We start from the raw sequence: 15,259 nt of genomic DNA on the forward strand, positions 1-15,259 counted from the left end.
GTTTTTCCACTTTCTGTACCATCTAAATATCGTTTCACCGCTTGGATTTTTTCTTTTGAAGAAAATTTAGCCATAAAAAATGCACCTCCAATTGTTAGACTGTGTCTAACAATTGGGGTGCACTTCAAGAAATTAGGGCGGCTTTTATTGGATGAGGCGGAATGATTCGAGAACAAAAGGGGTTGCTGGATAAAGAGTTAATCTTATGACCTTTTCCGCAATTAGTGTTGTTAGCAGAACTAATAAAAGAGAATCCTATATTACTTCAGCGATGTTTAAATTAGCAACAAAAGCCACTGTAATAAGGGGCTTTTGTTGCTAATAATTTAATGATATGTGTACCCTCCATCTGGAAATAATACATTACCCGTAGTAAAACTATTTTGCATTAAATATAGAACAGTATGTGCAATTTCATTATTATGGCCAGGCCTTTTTACAAGAGAAAGAGATTTATAAGATTCATAAGCATTATCAAGAAATACCACCTAAAGTAGAATATAGCTTAACTGAACATGGAAAAACAGTCAGTACTGTTTTGGATAGTATGTGTAGTTGGGGAAGAGGGCATTTAGAATATATAGATAAAGATAAACCATAAAAATGTTATGTAAACTTATTGTAGTGTGAAGGGAAATATTGTTTTAATAATTTGTATTTTATAATATATAATTAAGGAGTGTCGTAGGTTATTATACATATTTAATTTATTTTTACAAAGGGGAAGTAATAAGATGAACGAATTAGAGTATAAAAGCTTCTATGATAAAGTAGGAAGATTAAATGGATGGGATTTTAGCAAAATAAAATGTGAAACTGTAGGAGATACATGGGACTTTTATAGTGAGGTAAAAGAAAGGTGTAAACCATCACATATTTTACTTGATGTTGGTACAGGCGGAGGAGAAAATGTACTTAACATAGCATCATCAGCTAAATTGTTAATTGGAATTGATAATTCTAACGGCATGATTGAAACGGCACATTCTAACTTGAAAAAATCAGGTGTACAAAATGTTGAGTTTCTTCAAATGGGTTCTGAAGCTTTAACATTTCCGAATGCCCATTTTGATATTGCTTCAAGTTGTCATGCTCCGTTTCTAGCATCTGAGTTAGCAAAAGTAATGAAAAAGGGTGCCTTTTTCTTAACACAACAAGTAAGTGAGAATGATAAATTAAACCTGAAAGAAGCATTTGGCAGAGGACAATGCTTAGGTGAACGAGATGGCACATTAAAAGAAAAGTATATGGATGAACTTATTAGTGCAGGATTTGATTTCGTGCAAGTACGTGAATATGATGTTACTGATTATTACAGTACGCCTGAAGATCTCATTTTCGTATTAAAACATACGCCTATTATTCCTAGATTTGGAGAAGAGGAAGAGGATTTTACTATTTTACAAAAGTTCATTGAAACGAATAGTTCTGAAAAAGGGATTCGTACGAATTCAAAAAGATTTATGATTATCGCTGTTAAATTATAATATATTTTAGTGTAAAAGCTGCTTTTCATTTAAAGAAAAGCAGCTTTTTGTGTGGAAAAGAATGCAGGAAATACTTGAAAATAATAGAAATAAATAAAGTGTAAATTGAAAAATCGAAATATAGAGGATGAGTGTTTTGAAACGTTACTATATTAACAATGAAAAATTAAACGTACATATTACTGAATGGGGGAATAAGGATAAACCTGTTATTTTTTGTTTACATGGATTAGGAAGTACGAGTTTAAGTTTTATAGAAATTGCTGAGGAATTAAAAGAAGAGTATAGATTTATCTCCGTTGATGCACCTGGACATGGTAAAACACCGCCCTTTGAAAGAACGGAAGATTATGAGATGCACAATTTAGCAAATTGGTTAAATGAATTAATAAATGGATTGAGAATCGAACACTTTTATTTTCTATCACATTCATGGGGAAGTTTTGTAGCGTTATTTTATTTGTTAAATCATCCAGAAAAAGTACAAGGAAGTATTCTTATTGATGGTGGATATCAAACAAAAAGGCTTCAAGAAGAAACATTGGAAGAAGAAATTGCTTATTATAAAAAGGACTTTGATGAATACGTTTTTAATAATTGGGACGAATTTTTCAAAAGTGAAAAAGAAGCTTATACTAGGTGGTCTTCATTGTTAGAAGTTGCTGTAAAGGACCTAGGGGTCGAAATGGATAATAAAGTATGGTGGCATGCCAGGGGGAATACAGCTAGTAATATAATAAGAGGTATGCATAAAGATGAAACGATAGATATATATGAGAAGCTGCCGGCTAATATTGTATTACTTCGAGCTACAGTTCCACAAGTTTGGGCGGATTATAGAGATAAGACAGTAAATGTTTTCAAAGAGAAAACTGACAGTATAGTAAAAGTAATTCCTGATACTACCCACATGTTGCACTGGGATAAACCAGAAATTGTTATAGCAGAAATAAAAAATAATTGGGGCTAACATATTCATACTAAAGTTGTAGTTTCTATATGAAAAATCCATCCTTCCGTTTGATTTTATCTATTTATAAGTGTAATACAATACAAATAGATAGTATGAAATAGGGGGATGTAAAATGATTACACATATTTCTGATATAAAACTACAAACGGTTTCCATAGAAGGGGTAAAACAAGTTTATAAGGACATATTATCTTTTCCAATAAAAATAGAAACAGCATCATTTATTCAATTTGAAGTAACACCTTATACAACAATTAGTTTTCAAGAAGTGTATGAACCAATTGCACCTGCACATTTTGCTTTTGAAATCTCATATTCAAAATTTCATGAAACAGCAAGATGGCTTGAGGAGTCTGGATTACTCATTGCGAAATGGAAAGATGGTCATATAATTGATGAAGAGGATGGTCGATTCAATTTATACTTTAAAGACGGAGATGGAAATCTACTCGAAATTATCGCACATAGATATGTTAAAGAAGATGTATTAGTACCGCAGTCACCTTTAAATATTTTATATGTAAGGGAAATTGGTCTTCCTGTTAAAAGTGTACCTATTTTTAGGGAATGGCTGAAATCAAATCTAAATATGAAAACGATGGAAGATGGGGATATTTTTAGCTTTGTAATAGGCGGCACTGCATACATTGTTGCAACGTGGTGGCAGCGACCATGGATTCCGATTGCGATGAAAGCTTTGCCACCGAAAGTACACGTTTCTTTCGGAACACCAGACGGCGCATTTTTACAGCGAATCCAAAATAACTTTAAGAAAAATAGTGTATCATTTGAATGTAAACGTAATGAAGTATCATTTATTGAGCAAGGATATACATTTTCAATTGTGCATACACCACATTTTCCTTCCGATATTCCTAGTAAATTAAACTTACCACTTTCTATTTAAGGATAGAAAGTGGTAAGTTTTTATATTTTCGTAGAGAAGGGTTTCCGCATAATTACACTGAATTTATATAGGAGTATAAGGTGTCAGCTTAATTTATAGTAAGGAGGGAAATGAATTGAATTTAGGAAATCCGATAGCTAATGGGAATACAGCAGAAATCTATCTCTATGATAGTAAGGTTGTAAAATTATTTAAAGAATATCTTCCAGATACAGAGTCTATAAATGAAGCAAAAAAACAAAAATATGCTTATTCATGCGGGCTACCAGTTCCAAACGTATTTGAAGTGACAAAGATAAAAAATAGACAGGCAATTATTATGGAATACGTAAAAGGAGATAGTATTGGTAATCTCCTGCTAAATAATTTAAATGAGGCAGAGCATTACATAAATATTTGTGTGAATGAACAAAAGAAGATTCATTCTATTCGTGTGAACACAGATGAAATAGAATCAATGAGAGAAAGGTTAGAGCGACAAATTAAATCTGTTTATAAATTGGATGAAAAACAAAAGAGAAATATATTGAATAAGTTACATTCAATCAAATTTGGACCTAGATTATGTCATGGGGATTTCCATCCGTTTAATCTAATTTTGAGTAATAAGAGCGTAAATATTATAGATTGGGTTGATGCTAGTTCAGGTGACATTCGCGCAGATGTGTTTCGAACATACTTGTTGTACTCACAATCTTCGGTAGAATTAGCTGAAATGTATTTACATATTTATTGCAGAAATACTGGATTAACGAGAGATGAAATTTTTCAATGGGCACCTATTATTATTGCGGCTAGAATATCTGAAAATGTAACGGCTACAAACATTGAATATTTAAATGATTTGGTAGCGCAGCATTGTAAGTAAAGAAAAGCTCTTCCTAAATTCATTTTTTATTATATCCGTTCTAACAATGCAATTGGATGAGTAAGGTTATTGAGATTTGTAATCGGATATTACATTTGTAAAGAAGGAGTCCATTTTATGAAAACTGGTGAAGCAATTTCAATGCATACTGAATTTGAGCAAGTTGCTCCGGCACTACAGCTTTCGAAACTACATAAGCGTTTCGGAGAATTTATTGCAGTTAATCATATTGATTTAATTGTGCCAAGAGGATCTTTTTACGGAGTTGTTGGGCCTAATGGAGCAGGGAAAACTACATCTTTATCAATGACCGTTGGTTTGTTACGACCAGATAGTGGGAGCGCAAAAGTTTTTGGAATTGATGTTTGGAGTAATCCAAAACAAGCTAAAACGCTGATTGGAGTATTACCAGATGGGTTATCTTTACCGGAAAGACTTACTGGTCGCGAATTATTAACATATATGGGATTGTTAAGAGGAATGAATGCCAAGGAAGTTGCTCAGCGAACAGAAGAATTACTTACAATTTTAGAGTTAAATAATACTGAAGGGACTCTAGTTATTAATTACTCTACTGGTATGCGTAAGAAAATCGGTCTTGCACTTGCACTTCTTCATGCGCCGAAATTACTTGTTCTCGATGAACCGTTTGAGGCGGTTGACCCTATTTCTGCAGCTACTATCAAAAAGATTTTACAGAAATTTGTTAGTTCGGGTGGTTCAGTAGTATTTTCAAGTCACGTCATGGCGTTAGTTCAACAACTTTGTGATCACGTTGCAATTATATCAAAAGGAAGAGTGGTTTCTTCAGGAACAATGGGAGATGTTTGCGGTGAAGAAACTCTCGAAGACATTTTCGTTCAGTTAATAGGGATTCCTGCAGTTAAAGGAGAGGAACTGTCTTGGTTAGTGTTTTGATTCGAATGAAGTTGTCTATCCTTAAAAATTCAATGAATAGTGGTAAAGCAGTTCTTTTCATTATTACAGGAATAGTTGGTTTATTGATTGCAATTGGAACCATGCTACTTTTTTCTTTTTATCCTACGGAACATAACGTTTCACATAGTATTCTTTACATTGCATTTGCTCTGTGGACAGTAGGGTGGGTTTTGGGTCCAATTATCGCTGGGGGAGATGGAATATTACGTCCTGAATATTTCGTGTTGCTTCCATTTACTCCTTATAAATTTGCTAGGGCGTTACTTGTTGTAGCTTTTATAGGATTAGGACCAATCGTTAGTTTAATAGCCTTCATAGGACTATTCATTTACGCAGCTAGGGTTAGCATATATGCAACTATAGTTGCAGTTCCAGCAATTATTTTACAATTAATATTTGTAGTATTGTTATCAAAAGTAGTAGTTAGTATTATTGGTGAGACGTTGAAATCAAGGATTGGCATGGAAGTGGGAGCAATGCTCTTTGGTTTCATTATAGCGTTTCTAAATGTGGGATGGTATGTACTTCCTGCTATTAATAAGATGACACTTAGTGATTCAACTTTACATTACATGTTTCCGTCTAGTTGGGCGATACTCGCTGTAGAGTATGCGATTCAATCCAATTGGCTATTAGCTTTTGTTTTTTTAATGCTTTTAACAATATTATGTGGATTTCTCTTTTTTATATGGACAACATTATTGATGAAAAGTACAGTGACTAAGAAAATCAAAGGAAGGATTATTACTAATAAACATAGAAAATCTTTACGTTTCTTTTCAGAAACGAAAATGGGAGCAACAATTACGAAAGAATTAAAAAGTTGGGGAAGAGATCCACAACGAGGCCGTTTCCTCCGGATGGGTATTTGGATAGGGGTATTTTATGGTATTTTAGTTACAAGCGCTAATATATCGTACTTAATGCCTTGGGCAGGGATAATTATGATTGTATTCACAAGTATGTTTTCCTGTAATATATATGGTTTCGAGGGGAGTGCATTATGGTTAACTTTGACGACACCTGACGCAGAACGAATTGATGTGCGTGGCCGTCAATTTGCATGGTTGCTAGCAGTTGGTCCAATTACAATTTTAACAACAATTATTTTCACGATTTCTAGCGGACTTACTTTCATTTATCCTTGGGTATTTACAGTAATACCAGCATTACTTGGTGGAGCTGCAGGTCTTATTATGTTATTTTCTGTATTTAACTTAGTACCAATAACTGATCCTCATCGCCGCGGGAGAGGGAGTGTTATCTCAGGTGATGATATGAATGCGAGTAAAATGTTTATAACAACGTGGTTAATGATGGTGATGGTACTAGCAACAACTATACCCGCTTTGTTAGTTGTATGGCTTGGGACATTACTACATGTACAGCTCTTACAATGGCTAGGTGTGTTGACTGGCATTTGTACAGGAATGTTTTTTGCTTGGTGGTTTGGGCGAATTGCTTACTTAAAACTTGAAAAAAGTGGATCTGAATTGCTATTTGAAATGAAGAATGGCATGAAAATATTGCGTGATGATAACAAAAAGAAAGATAACGGAAAAGCAGTTGAATTACCTAAGAAAAAACTAGCTATTGTTGTTCTTTTAGTATTTATGGGTATCTTTTTTTTGATTCATCAAAGTGTAGTCCCGTTAATTTTTGAGATATTTAGTGTAGATGATAAAGTTCGTCTTTTCTTTCTACCGCGCTATGTTCCACATATTGTTCGTATTCCTATAATCATCTTATTTGCTATATTAGGTATAGTATCTTTGTATAAAGCAATTGTAATTAAGAAAAAACATAAGAAGGAACATCAATTTATAAAAGATGAAATGTAGAATACCATTTAAAATAAATTAGTAATTATAGGATGTTGTTCAACTATCATTACCATGTAGTTGAACAACACTTATGTTAAATATTAATGAGAGAACGATTATTTTCAATCTTCATCCTATAAAGGTTCATTATCCGTATTTGTTCCTCAGTTAATTCCTCTTTATCCCAATACATATGCATTAAACTATATTCAAAAATCTCCTTTAATTTTATAAACAAAGGAAGTTTTTTTATCATTTCTGTAGATATTTCATTTTCTTCTTGATATCCATCAAGTATCGCTTTTGTAATAGAATTTTTATAGTCAACAATATTCCCATTTCCAACAAATGAGTATTCTATCGCGCTATAGATTGGAACTGCTAAATCGAATATGTAAAAATGTTTTTCACAGTCTTGAAAATCAATCATTGTTAAGTTTGTATTGTTTTCAACTAAAATGTTTTCTAACCATAGATCCCCGTGAATTAATCCATAATTTGAAGTGGATTTTTGTAGCTCTTTTATAGAATTTAAAACGTCAGATGCAATATCCCTAATAATAGTTTCTTCTTTAGGGATATACTTAAGAAAATTATATTCTTCATTTTCATACCAATCGTTTATATGTTTAACCTGTGTAGTCTTTTCAAAGCTTTTAGAAATACGGTGTAATTTTCCGATTTGTTGACCAAGCTTTTTAAATATAGTAGAATTCCATTCGCACCTTGGTAAATGTATACCAGGAGCAGATTTATATAATACTGTAAAAAGCTCCTTGTCTAATGTTAATTTTTCTACAAGATTCCCTTGTAAAGAAGGGAGTATTGGTGGAACATCTAAGCCGTTTTGGTATAAAAAATTCGTATATGTAACTTCTTCTAATTGTTTTTCATATGTTTTATAGTTTGTAATTCTAATGAAGTAAGTACCTTGTTCTGTAAGACATTGATACATTTCATTTGTTATGGGTTTAATGGTAATAAAATGTAACGGATATTGTTCATTTATAAAGTGAAGTATTTCTGTTTCTAGCTTGTTCATTGTAACGTCCTTTCCAAATTTGAATTTTTTAACGAGAGGATTAAAGAATCATAATTTACAAAATTCGTGTTTAACTTTTGAAATCCTTTAAAATGAAATATCATGTAATTTATTTGTTAATAATTAGTAAGGTTTTGCCCAAATATTAGTTTACGGAAATTGAAAATTTAATAGAAGGATGACAAAATAAGATAGCTGAAAAAATATAAAATTAACACTTACATATAGAGTCTAAAGGTTTTAGTGAATGGCTCACGTTATAATACACAAGAAATATCAAAAGAAGGAAACGAATTTCTCCTATACTTTTAAATAGGGAGTGAAGGAAATGAATGAACATATACAGCAGATGATCGATTGGATTGAGGGCAATTTGAAAAAGGGATTTTCATTAGATAATTTATCCCGTTATATGGGGTATTCTCCGTATTACTGTTCTTTTAAATTTCACCAAGTAACAGGCATTAGTATTAGACGCTATATTCTTTTGAGCAGATTGTATTTATCTACGGAGGATTTGACGAATGATAGAAAGATTATAGATATTGCATTGGATTACGATTATTCTTCGCAAGAGGCTTACAGTAGAGCTTTTAAGAATGTTTTTGGAATGAATCCAAGAGAATTCCAGCTTAACAAAATGCCTATTCAATCATTTATTAAACTAAAAATAGAAGGAGAGTTTAAAATGAATATTTCTAGAAAAATAGAAGTTGAACAGTTACGAAATGAAAATAGTGAGTTGTTTGATAAAGATGTACTTAACATATTGAGTGGCCAAATGATGTATGAAGAATTTAAAACTGAGAAGCTAATGGGTGAGTCTTATTATGCTCCATTTAACGAAGCGATGTGTGTGAATCCCGCTACTAAACATGTTTTTAATGAAGAGTTTATTAAAACAAGAGCAGAAGGTCATAACAGTTCAGTAGAAAGTTATAAAAAAAAGGTTATAGATCCGTTAGAAAAACTTTTTGCGAAAAAGTATAAATGTATTGTTTTATGGTTTGGTGAAGATATGTTTTGCCAAATGAATCTACTTGCTTTACTTTCATACCTTGAACAGTCTTGTTATGAAGGGAAAGTATACTTAAATAGTTTCAGGGAGGATGAATTTAAAGTAAATCAAATTGAACTTGAATTGGGTAATTATTCTACTATATACAATGAAGTATTAGTAAACCATAAAAAGACTTCTCATAAGGTACCACCTGTAATGTATCAGGCTATAGACTTATTTTTAGAAATGCTAAAAGAAGATAATATCGTAATGAAATTTATCTCTAAAAATCAAGGTTTATCAAATCAAGAATTATTAATAAAGTTGTTTCAACTTTTTCCAAAAATCGGATATGGTGATTCTCAGTACATAGAATTAATAAATAAAATAAAGAAGAAAGCTGAACCTAAAATATAGGAACAGCTACCTTCTTACAATTGTTCAAGTAACGCTAATTCGCCCTCTACAAATAACATTAGTTCTTTAATTGTTTCGCCAGAAAAATCAAAACGAATTCCAGCTGCTTCATATACTTCCGGTAAAGATTTAGAGCTACCTAATGATAAGGCTTTTTTATAATTTTCTAGTGCTTGTTTAGGATTTTCTTTATATTGCTTATACATTTGTAGCGCACCAAGTTGTGCAATTGCATATTCAATGTAATAGAATGGTATCTCGAATATGTGTAGTACAGGTAACCAGCCAGTTGCGATCCAATTTTCATAACCCTCAATATTTACGATGTTCGATTGGTAAGCGTTATGTAATTCTAAATATTTTTCATTTCTTTCTTTAGCGGTATGATTAGGGTTTTCATACATCCAATGCTGAAATTGATCAACGATAAGCATTTGTGGTAAATACTTAACAATATCTTTAAAGAAATCTAATTTTGCTTCTATAAATTCTTCTTTATTTTCATAAAAAATATCCCAATACTCCATCGAAAACAATTCCATTGTCATGCTAGCAAGTTCTGCTGATTCTGAAGGGATTTCTAAATATTTATGAAGCTCTAACTGCTTCATACAATCATTATGAATACTATGACCCATTTCATGGAGGAAAGTAGTAACATCATCATGTGTATGATTGAGATTCATAAAAATAAAAGATAATTGAGAAGCAGGCAAATATTCGCAAAATCCTCCTGGTCCTTTTCCTTTACGACTTTCTAAATCTAAGCAATTATTTTTATGCATACGGTCCAGTAATGTAGAAAATTCAGGATCTACTTTGTGTAAAATAAGAGAACTTTTTTCGATTAAATCACTCGCGTCTTCGATAGGTTTTAATGCTTTTTGATTTGGTGCGGTTGCTTTTAAATCCCATGGACGAAGGGTATCTACTTGAAGTTCACATTTTTTCTCATTAAATATTTTATCAATAAGTGGTACTACGTATTTACGAATAGATTCAGCAAGCTCATAGCAGTCATCAGGCGTATAATCAAAACGTTCATGTTTTTTAAACATATAATCACGATAATTATCTAACTGAATGTTTTTTGCTTTTTGGTGACGAATTACGATTAATTCATTTAATATATGTTGTAATTTATCTTCAACAGATAAGAACTTTTCGGAAATAAGCGTTTTTGCTTTTTTTCGTATATCACGATCTGAATCTTGTAAGTAAGACTGTAGTTCAGTAATTGTTTTTTCTTCACCGTCCCATAGTGCAGTTAAACCACCTGTAATTTCGAAGTACTCTGTTACTAGTTTGTCTTCAGTTATCTCTAAATCAATGTTCTTTTCACAAAATAATGTTTGCGCATTCTTTATTTTTTTATTTAGTAAGCTATTCGTATTTAGATCAAGTTCCATTCGAAAAGGTGACTCTAAATATTTATTATCAAATGAATTTTGATAACGTTTCAAAAGAGGTCGTACATATTGTTGATCATATTCGTAAGTATCTTTAATTTTTTTATTATCTGTATTACATTGGAAAGCGATATAGTGCGATTTTAATTGTTCTTCAATTTCCCAAATGAAAGTAGATTGTTTTTTTAACCAGTTTTCAAGTTCTAGCTTGGAAGAAATCACTTCATTTAATAAAGTAGAAAGAGTATTTTCTAATTCTAGTACATTACTAATATCAATCGTATTTACACGTTGCAATATATATCCCTCACTTTTTATTTACTTAAGGAAGTATTCTTCTTCTTTACTACAATCCCTTTTTTTCCTAAGAAGTTTGTGCCCACTACTCCAAGAACAATCAAGATTGTTCCGATGATGTGATAGTATGCGATTTGTTCATGTAAGAATACAACACCCGCGATAATTGTAATAAGTGTAGATAAGTTGCTGAAAACACTTATTTTAGCTGCTTCAATATAAGATAACGAATAGTTTAATAACAATGCGGTTAGTAAAGAAGATAGCAAACCTAAATATAAAATGGAAATAAGAAATGTTCCGTTCATAAATGGTTTAAAGTATATAGTTAATGTCCCTTTGTTTATATGGCTGACGATAGCAATTAAATTAAAACTAATAAAGCCAATCGCTGTCATTGTGTAGGTTAAATCCATTAGCTTGAAATTATTCGCCATTTTTCGTGCTAATACATTATAGAAAGCAGATGATAATGCCGATAACAAAATAAGAATAACGCCGATGACGCTAGTTTCATAAGCCCCTAGACCATTCATTATAAATATATAAATGACACCGATGACGGAGATGAGTACAGAGATTTTTTGTGATGTATTCGTATACTCTTTCAAAAAATAGGAAGCTAAGGGATCGCCGCTTGTATAATTCCCGCCTCAGATGAACTTGTATACACTAAGCCAAAAGCTTGAAAAGCAAAAAAAAGTGCTGGATAAAATATCGCAATTGGTAAAAGGGAAAGTATGTTTTTTAATGATATATTTAACTTTACGAATCCAAAAATAACCGGAATATTTGCTGCTATGAAAGCAACTGTAAAACGATGAGCCAGAGTATCAAGAGGGCTTGTAATGGTTAGTGTTAGTTTCACGAATAAAAAGGAAAATCCAATAATAAATGAATAGAGTAATGCTGATATATATGCTTTTGTTGTATTTTTCATAATTTCACCTCATAGTAGTTAATTTCTTACTGGCCAGTATACGTACATAGTAATCTTTTTGATCTAGTGCTACAATGTGAACAAATACAAACTGTACCGGTACAAAATAAACGTAAGAGGTGTCATAATGTATAAGTATTTACATGTTTTAAATGATATAGAAAACATGATTCAACATGGAGTGATAAAAGAAGGAAAGAAATTACCGTCTATACGGTCACTCGTTACACAATATGAATGTAATAAAGCAACAGTTATACGAGCACTTCACGAATTAGAAAAGCGTCATATTATTTATTCCGTGCCTCAAAGTGGGTACTACGTTGTTAAAAAATCTGGAAATACCATAGAAAATAACGTGATAATTGATTTCGCTTCTTCAGCACCAGATCCAGATGTTTTCCCATATTTAGATTTTCAACATTGTATTAATAAGGCTATTGATACGTATAAAAATGATTTGTTTGTATATGGAACGCCGAAAGGGTTACCATCTTTAATACCAGTTATTCAAAAACAACTAGCAAATTATCAAGTCTTTACAAAAGAAGAAAATATTTTTATAACGTCAGGTGTTCAGCAGGCACTTGCTATATTAACTTCCATACCATTTCCGAATGGAAATGAAACTGTATTAATTGAACAGCCAACATATCATCTATATATTGATTATCTAGAAATAAATAAAGTTCCTGTAATCGGTATTAAACGTACGAATGAAGGTATCGATTTGAATGAATTGGAGCAAATATTTCAAACCGGAAAAATAAAATTCTTCTATACGATACCGAGATATCATCATCCGCTTGGAACGTCTTATTCTAAAGATGAGAAAGAAAAAATCACACTATTGGCTAAGAAATACAATGTATTTATAGTGGAAGATGATTATTTAGCAGATTTAGAAACTGATTCAAAAGCAGATCCGTTATATAGCTTGGATAATTGTAGTCATGTCATATATTTGAAAAGTTATTCGAAGATTATTTTTCCAGGTTTACGGGTTGGAGTTGCGGTCATCCCACGATCCATTGCAAATGCTTTCTATACATACAAAAAAATACTAGATATTGATAGTCCGATGATTTCTCAAGCGGCTTTAGAAATTTATATAAAGAGTGGTATGTTTGAACGTCATAAAAGTAAAATTAATTCTTCCTACTACAATAGATCAATAAAACTAGCAGAAACATTAGAAAAAGTGCAAAATGAAAATTCATCATTATTTACATATAATAGACAAAACACACTTGGAATACACACTTGTTTAGAAATGCAGAAAAACATAGTTACAGAAACACTTATACAAAAATTAGGTGACATTCAAATAAGTGTCGATACTATTGATAAGAATTATATGAGGGATTTTCCTAAAGAAAAACTATTAAAATTAAATGTTTCGAATGTAAAAGAAGATAAGATTGAAGAAGGTATTCGTAAAGTAATTGAGGAAATCAAGCAATCAAGACAGTTGGATTTTCAGTTTAGAAAGGAATAATTTGAATTAGGAGGTTTGTTGTGAGATTGTTTTACAATTAGTTACTCCAGATGGAGAAGCCTATATGAGGAAATATGATAGGAAGCATATACCAGAGGTTATAAAGCTGAATAAAATGAAACGATTACGGAGAAAAGTAGCAGTTGTGGCCGGAGCAACTATATATGTAACTGAATAACTATATGTTTTTTAAGAGCACTCTTAGCAAAAAGTGCTCTTTTTCATTAATGTAAATATTTACTTAGCATCTTTTTAAAATGATTTTTATCATAATTTACATATTGCGTAGCTGTATTTCGTATTGAATCTCCCGCGTAAAATCTTTCGTATAATTCGTGTCTTGATCCTAATGGGCTTCCAATAATATCCCAGGCTAACTTAAATAATTTTGTGCGTTGTTCGGCATCTATATTTGTTCCTTTAAAGTGCTTTTTCAATAAATCATCTATTGGACTCTGGAAGTCATTCGAGCTCGAAGGAAGTTGAATGAAACCACCTGCTCCAATTAATTGTAAAATTTCTATTGCACGGGGATAATATTTGGAACCAAGATTCCTTGCAGTTTCGATATATTTAAATTTCGGCAAATAAGTTTTTGTTTCATTTGTAGTACCTTCAACTTCTGCAGCAATTAAAAGTGCGCGAATTGTTTCGATTTGCATAATTAATTCCCCAAGCTTCTCTTGAACATGCAAATAAGTAGTAGCACCGATTGCTTCAGCAATTTCACAAGCAATTGCAGTTATAAATTCTAGCTTTACTACTAATCGTACAATTGCTTGGTGATAAGCTAAACTACTAGAAGCTATATCTGACTTTATTGCCCATAACGCTTCAGGGTTGTTATATAGTAAGACACGTTCCCATGGTACAAATACATTATCAAAGATTAATAGTGCATCCGTTTCATCGTACTGTGAGCTAAGAGGGGAATCAACTGTAATTGAATGTGTATTCGCAAATGGTTCTCTACAAACCATATGTAATCCAGGAGAATTGGCTGCCACAATGAGAAAGTGAGCTAAATCTTTTTGAGTATCAGTCAGTTTTGCTAATGGATAGATTAATAAATCATTTGAATAAGGAGAAGCAGTACCGATCATTTTAGCACCACTTAAATAAATTCCGTCAGAAGTTTTCTTCGTAACTCTTAGTAATCCTAAGTCATTTGTATTCAACATTGATTCTGTAGATCGATTTATTTGTGGATCACGTTGAACTACGCTTAAGAACAAGTGATTATCTCTCGCTTCTTCATAATAAGATGTAATTTTATCTGGAAACTGTACATCGAATTTTTTATAAAAATATTTTGATACGTACCAGCCGGTAAGTCTCGATCTTGCGTAATCAGATAGTCTACTCATTACACCGTCTGTAGCATAACTCCACGTTTCAAAAGCGGTTCTCCTCATTAATAATTCGTTATAGGAATTCGGAATTAAAAAGGCTGTATGGACAAATTCTTTCGTTTTTGGGCTAACATATCCAATAGAATCTCTTCGTATTGGATCATCAAACAATGAAAATAAATTAGAAATGGTACTTAATGTTCCTGCAAAATGTTTGTCTGTAGTTACATCTACTTTTTGTCCATAGAGCCAAACGTTACGACCATCTTGTAAGCTCTTTATATAGTAATCTTTCAAATTTTGCATA

The 15,259-nt window shown here is 31.9% G+C and carries 11 protein-coding genes and 4 pseudogenes; 10 read left to right on the forward strand and 5 right to left on the reverse strand.

Translation table 11 applies throughout. The features are described from left to right. Positions 1-176 precede the first annotated feature (176 nt). Positions 177-284 (forward strand): annotated as a pseudogene (locus D1166_RS32205) (NUDIX hydrolase); the annotation flags it as partial. A 42-nt stretch (positions 285-326) separates the two neighbouring features. On the opposite strand, the pseudogene D1166_RS25380 reads toward D1166_RS32205, so the two are convergent. Further along, positions 327-470, reverse strand: a pseudogene (locus D1166_RS25380) (SDR family oxidoreductase); the annotation flags it as partial. Between D1166_RS25380 and D1166_RS25385 the strand changes: the two are divergent. The 7 genes and pseudogenes from D1166_RS25385 to D1166_RS25415 form a co-directional block, all read left to right on the forward strand. Further along, positions 467-601 (forward strand): annotated as a pseudogene (locus tag D1166_RS25385) (winged helix-turn-helix transcriptional regulator); the annotation flags it as partial. The pseudogenes D1166_RS25380 and D1166_RS25385 sit on opposite strands and share 4 nt — an antisense overlap. Before the next feature lie 133 nt (positions 602-734). After that, positions 735-1,487 (forward strand): class I SAM-dependent methyltransferase, encoded by a 753-nt coding sequence (locus tag D1166_RS25390; RefSeq protein WP_098318719.1) that lies wholly within the window; start codon positions 735-737, stop codon positions 1,485-1,487. A gap of 136 nt (positions 1,488-1,623) precedes the next feature. Continuing rightward, the gene (locus D1166_RS25395; protein ID WP_000833438.1) at positions 1,624-2,457 is read left to right on the forward strand and encodes an alpha/beta fold hydrolase; all 834 of its coding nucleotides are present in this window, start codon (positions 1,624-1,626) and stop codon (positions 2,455-2,457) included. 115 nt (positions 2,458-2,572) lie between these two features. Then, positions 2,573-3,367, forward strand: coding sequence for a VOC family protein (locus D1166_RS25400; protein ID WP_098318720.1), 795 nt, complete (start codon positions 2,573-2,575; stop codon positions 3,365-3,367). 115 nt (positions 3,368-3,482) lie between these two features. After that, positions 3,483-4,235 carry a phosphotransferase family protein gene (locus tag D1166_RS25405; protein WP_098318721.1) on the forward strand — a complete coding sequence of 251 codons (753 nt, stop codon included), beginning with the start codon at positions 3,483-3,485 and terminating at the stop codon, positions 4,233-4,235. Positions 4,236-4,352: 117 nt separating this feature from the next. Then, complete coding sequence (locus tag D1166_RS25410; RefSeq protein ID WP_098318722.1) at positions 4,353-5,153, forward strand: ABC transporter ATP-binding protein; 801 nt, start codon at positions 4,353-4,355, stop codon at positions 5,151-5,153. Further along, positions 5,138-7,015, forward strand: a complete 1,878-nt coding sequence (locus tag D1166_RS25415; RefSeq protein ID WP_098318723.1) for a hypothetical protein — start codon at positions 5,138-5,140, stop codon at positions 7,013-7,015. The genes D1166_RS25410 and D1166_RS25415 overlap by 16 nt, the downstream gene beginning before the upstream one ends. Positions 7,016-7,091: 76 nt before the next feature. On the opposite strand, the gene D1166_RS25420 is transcribed toward D1166_RS25415, so the two are convergent. Then, entirely contained in the window at positions 7,092-8,039 is a 948-nt protein-coding gene (locus D1166_RS25420; RefSeq protein ID WP_118043476.1) for a phosphotransferase enzyme family protein, read from the reverse strand. Positions 8,040-8,367: 328 nt separating this feature from the next. Between D1166_RS25420 and D1166_RS25425 the strand changes: the two genes are divergently transcribed. Further along, positions 8,368-9,456, forward strand: a complete 1,089-nt coding sequence (locus tag D1166_RS25425) for a helix-turn-helix domain-containing protein (RefSeq protein WP_118043477.1) — start codon at positions 8,368-8,370, stop codon at positions 9,454-9,456. Positions 9,457-9,470: 14 nt separating this feature from the next. Here the strand turns inward: D1166_RS25425 and D1166_RS25430 are convergent, their stop codons facing one another. Beyond that, positions 9,471-11,162 carry a M3 family oligoendopeptidase gene (locus D1166_RS25430; RefSeq protein ID WP_098318725.1) on the reverse strand — a complete coding sequence of 564 codons (1,692 nt, stop codon included), beginning with the start codon at positions 11,160-11,162 and terminating at the stop codon, positions 9,471-9,473. Between the two features lie 17 nt (positions 11,163-11,179). Beyond that, positions 11,180-12,102: pseudogene (locus D1166_RS25435) on the reverse strand (DMT family transporter). 127 nt (positions 12,103-12,229) lie between these two features. Here D1166_RS25435 and D1166_RS25440 point away from each other — a divergent pair. After that, a complete protein-coding gene (locus tag D1166_RS25440; RefSeq protein ID WP_048568108.1) occupies positions 12,230-13,600 on the forward strand; it encodes an aminotransferase-like domain-containing protein in 1,371 nt (456 codons plus the stop codon). Positions 13,601-13,824: 224 nt separating this feature from the next. Here the strand turns inward: D1166_RS25440 and D1166_RS25445 are convergent, their stop codons facing one another. Beyond that, entirely contained in the window at positions 13,825-15,258 is a 1,434-nt protein-coding gene (locus D1166_RS25445; protein ID WP_098318726.1) for a 4-hydroxyphenylacetate 3-hydroxylase family protein, read from the reverse strand. Position 15,259: the final 1 nt, after the last annotated feature.

The sequence above is a fragment of the Bacillus sp. ISO11 genome (genome assembly GCF_003458115.1).
Taxonomy (GTDB): Bacteria; Bacillota; Bacilli; order Bacillales; family Bacillaceae_G; genus Bacillus_A; species Bacillus_A cereus.